This is a genomic window from Halomonas sp. BC2 (genome assembly GCF_002078115.1).
In the GTDB taxonomy this organism is placed as follows: domain Bacteria; phylum Pseudomonadota; class Gammaproteobacteria; order Pseudomonadales; family Halomonadaceae; genus Vreelandella; species Vreelandella stevensii.
This window is the reverse complement of record NZ_LFGT01000012.1, coordinates 79,997-84,295: the sequence shown is the minus strand read 5'-3', so window position 1 is coordinate 84,295 and position 4,299 is coordinate 79,997. Positions and strand designations below refer to the sequence as shown.

Below are 4,299 nucleotides of genomic sequence, written 5' to 3'. Positions count from 1 at the left end.
GACCAGCTGGCTGGAGCTGACCATCAGCGAAGGCCGCAACCGCCAGGTGCGCCGCATGACGGCGGAGGTAGGCTTCCCTACCCTGCGCCTGATACGCGCGGCCATTGGGCCCTGGCGGCTGGAGGGGCTGGCGCCCGGCGAGTGGCGCAAGGAAACCCTCCACGCGCCGCGCCAGGCACCGGCCAAAACGGCGCGCACCCACCCAACTCGGAGAAAGCCGCGATGAGCCGCCCGATCATTCGCAGCACGGTGGCCTGCGTGATTCGCGAAGGGGAGCGCTTCCTGATGGTCGAAGAGGACAAGGGTGGCCCACTGACGCTGTTCAACCAGCCCGCGGGCCATATCGAACTGGGTGAAGGCCCGAAGGCCGCCCTGCTTCGCGAAGTTCAGGAAGAGACCGCCTGGCACGTTTCACTCACCGGCTACCTGGGCCTCTACGTGCTGCATACCGAACAGGGCGATACCTTTCACAGCCACGGCTTCGTGGCCACGCCGCTCCGCTCGCTCGGCACACCGCTGGATAACGACATCCTGGCCACCCACTGGTTGACCCGCGCCGAGATCGCCGCGCTGGCCAGCGAGCGTCGGCTGCGCAGCCCGCTGGTGCTGCAGCGTATCGACGATGCCCTGGCAGGTCGCCACTACCCGCTGGACGTGATCCACGAGTGAAGCACTCGAAGCATCCGGCTCCCATCGTGTATAATCGCCGCCCACTTGCATACCACTTCAACTGAGGATGCCCATGACATCCACCCATGGCACCGCTACCCAGGCCACCCCCGACACCGCCGCTCACGCCACTGGCAAGGTCATCGTGGGCATGTCGGGAGGCGTCGATTCATCCGTCTCGGCTCTGCTGCTGCTTCAGCAAGGGTACGAAGTCGAAGGCCTGTTCATGAAGAACTGGGATGAAGACGACGGCACCGAATACTGCACTGCCAAGGAAGACCTGGCCGACGCAGAAGCGGTCTGTGCCAAGCTGGGCATCAAACTGCATACGGCCAACTTCGCCGCCGAATATTGGGACAACGTGTTCGAGCATTTCCTGGCCGAATACAAGGCGGGGCGCACTCCCAATCCGGATATCCTGTGTAACCGGGAAATCAAGTTCAAGGTGTTCCTGGAGTACGCCGAAATGCTCGGCGCCGACAAGATCGCGACCGGCCACTACGTGCGCCAGGGCGAGCGCGCAGGTCGACCACGGCTGCTCAAGGGGCTGGATGCCAACAAGGATCAGAGCTATTTCCTGCACGCCGTACCTGAAGCGGCCATTGCGCGTACGCTGTTCCCCGTCGGCGAGCTGGAGAAACCCGCCGTGCGCGCCCTGGCCGAACAGCACGACCTGGTAACGGCCAGGAAAAAGGACTCCACCGGCATCTGCTTCATCGGTGAGCGTCGCTTTCGTGATTTCCTGCAGCAGTACCTGCCCGCTCAACCAGGCACCATCGAAACACCGGAAGGCGATGTGATTGGCCAACATATGGGGTTGATGTACTACACCCTCGGCCAGCGCCAGGGCCTGGGAATTGGTGGACTAGCCAACTACCCCGAAGACCCCTGGTACGTGGCAGGCAAGGACCTGACGCGCAACGTACTGATCGCCGTGCAAGGCAAGCAGCACGCCCTGCTGCATACCAATGCCCTGGCCACCGAAGCAATGGACTGGGTAGCGGGCGAGCCACCTGCCCAGCAGGGCCGGTTTACCGCCAAGACGCGCTACCGCCAGAGTGACTGCCCCTGCGAGATCCGCGCCCAGGCCGACGGCAGCGTCGAAGTCATCTTCGATGACCCGCAGTGGGCCGTGACGCCCGGCCAATCGCTGGTGCTTTACGACAACGACATCTGTCTGGGCGGCGGCGTGATTCGCGCCACCTGGAACACCACGGAGGCCGCGGCATGAGCGCCACCCCCATTCATCGTGCTCCCGACTCTCCGGCAGCGCGCCAGGCCCTGGCTCTGGCCGGGGTCTTTCAGGCCGCCAGCCTGGTGGACGAACTGGCCCGCACCGGGCAGGTAGACACCCGCGCCTGGGACACGCTGATCCATGCCACGGTGGATACCAACCCCGAAAGCTTCGAGGCCATTTACGGCGGCCACCCCAACAACCTGCGCCGGGGGCTCGACACACTGGAAGCCCTGGTAGGCCGCAAGCAGGCCAATCCGGTGGTGCTGCGCTACGGCTTTTCGCTGCTGCTATTGATGAACAAGTTGCGTAACGACACGGCCATGATGGACCTGCTGGGCCAGAAACTCACCCACGTGCAGGGGCAGGCAGAGCACTTCGGCACGACCCACGAAAACGTGATTGCAAGCCTGGGGGAAACCTATCAGGAAACCCTCTCCACGCTAAAGACCCGCATCGTGGTACAGGGTGACCCCTCGCTTTTGCAGACCCGCATGATGCCCGAACGCGTACGCGCCTGTCTCATGGCCGGTATCCGCTTTGCGCTGCTGTGGCACCAACAGGGTGGCCGACGCTGGAAACTGGTGTTTCAGCGCAAGGCCTTGCGCCGCGCTCTGGATGAGCTGGGCTAGACAAACGCTGCCTCGCCAGCCTGACGCCCCAACCACTGATGTTCGACCACCGACTCTCGATCACCGACTCTCGATCACTGACTCTCGACCAACCTGGAAACCAAGCCATGCAACTCTCAGCCTTGACCGCACTTTCCCCTGTTGACGGCCGCTACGGTGCCAAAGCCGCAGCGCTGCGTGAACACTTCAGCGAATTCGGTTTGATCCGTGCCCGTGTGATCGTGGAAGTGCGCTGGCTGCAACGCCTTGCAGAGCACAGCCAGATCGTCGAAGTACCGCCGCTTTCGGCAGCCGCCACGGCCTTCCTGGAGCAGTTGATTCGTGAGTTTTCAGTGACCGATGCCGAACGCATCAAGGAGATCGAGCGCACCACCAATCACGACGTCAAGGCGGTCGAATACTTCCTCAAGGAGAAGATTGCCGATCAGGCCGAGCTGCATGCGGTCACCGAATTCATCCACTTTGCCTGCACCTCCGAGGACATCAACAACCTCTCCTACGGGGTCATGCTGGCCGATGGCCTGAAAGCCATGCTGCCTACCCTGCATGAAGTGGCCGATGAAATCGGTAAGCTGGCCATCGCCCACGCTGGCCAGCCCATGCTGTCGCGCACCCATGGTCAGACGGCGAGCCCCACCACGCTGGGCAAGGAAATGGCCAACGTGGCCTACCGCCTCAAGCGCCAGCTCAAACAGATCGAAAGCGTCGAGATTCTGGGCAAGATCAACGGCGCCGTGGGCAACTACAACGCTCACCTGACCACCTACCCGGATATCGACTGGGAAGCCAATGCGCGCACGTTCGTGGAAGGGCTGGGACTGAGCTTCAACCCCTACACCACACAGATCGAACCCCACGACTACATTGCCGAGCTGTTCGACTCCCTGTGCCGCTACAACACCATCCTGATCGATTTCGATCGTGACGTGTGGGGCTACATTTCGTTGGGCTACTTCAAGCAGCGCACCGTCGAGGGCGAAATCGGCTCCTCCACCATGCCGCACAAGGTCAACCCCATCGACTTCGAAAACTCCGAAGGAAACCTTGGCTTGGCCAATGCCATCCTCAGCCACCTGGCCCAGAAGCTGCCGATTTCCCGCTGGCAGCGCGACCTGACCGACTCCACGGTGCTGCGCAACCTCGGCGTCGGCCTGGCTTACGGCTTGATTGGCTACCACGCCAGCCTGAAAGGCATCAGCAAGCTGGAAGCCAACCCGGCCAGACTCGCCGAAGACCTGAACAACAGCTGGGAAGTGCTGGCCGAACCCATTCAGACCGTCATGCGTCGTTACGGCATCGAGAAGCCCTACGAGAAGCTCAAGGAGCTGACCCGCGGCAAGCAGATCGACCAGGCAGGCTTTGCAGCCTTCATCGACACCCTGGCACTGCCCGACGATGTGAAACAAGAGCTGAAATCTCTTTCGCCAGCCAGCTATATTGGTAATGCGAAGGCGCAGGCCGAAGCCCTTCCGCAACGGCTGGCGGCCCTATAAACGCACGCCGTTTCGATCCGTGCCGCTCACTCACTTCAGGATAACGCCATGAGTCATCACGATAAGCCACTCACCCTGCTGGGTGATTTAACACCCGCCGACTTCTTGGCCCACTACTGGCAGCAGAAGCCCCTGCTGATTCGTGGCGCTATCCCGGACTTCGTCAGCCCCATCGACCCCGATGAGCTGGCAGGCTTGGCCTGCGAGCCGGGCGTGGAAGCGCGGCTGGTGGAAGAGAACGGCCCTGACGGCCCCTGGCAGGTATCCCACG

4 protein-coding genes and 2 pseudogenes are annotated in these 4,299 nt (G+C 62.4%); all 6 read left to right on the top strand.

What is annotated here, in order from left to right; all coding sequences use genetic code 11:
- A pseudogene (locus tag B7L71_RS09270) lies at positions 1-226 on the top strand (pseudouridine synthase); the annotation flags it as partial.
- Positions 223-669, top strand: a complete 447-nt coding sequence (locus B7L71_RS09265; RefSeq protein ID WP_081137498.1) for an NUDIX domain-containing protein — start codon at positions 223-225, stop codon at positions 667-669. The pseudogene B7L71_RS09270 and the gene B7L71_RS09265, both read left to right, overlap by 4 nt.
- A gap of 73 nt (positions 670-742) precedes the next feature.
- A complete protein-coding gene (gene mnmA / locus B7L71_RS09260) occupies positions 743-1,900 on the top strand; it encodes a tRNA 2-thiouridine(34) synthase MnmA (protein ID WP_081137497.1) in 1,158 nt (385 codons plus the stop codon).
- Positions 1,897-2,535 (top strand): high frequency lysogenization protein HflD, encoded by a 639-nt coding sequence (gene hflD / locus B7L71_RS09255; RefSeq protein WP_081137495.1) that lies wholly within the window; start codon positions 1,897-1,899, stop codon positions 2,533-2,535. Before mnmA ends, hflD begins: the two co-directional genes overlap by 4 nt.
- A gap of 107 nt (positions 2,536-2,642) precedes the next feature.
- Positions 2,643-4,028: an adenylosuccinate lyase gene (gene purB, locus B7L71_RS09250; RefSeq protein ID WP_081137494.1), complete on the top strand. Its 1,386-nt coding sequence runs from the start codon at positions 2,643-2,645 to the stop codon at positions 4,026-4,028.
- Between the two features lie 48 nt (positions 4,029-4,076).
- Positions 4,077-4,299: pseudogene (locus B7L71_RS09245) on the top strand (cupin domain-containing protein); the annotation flags it as partial.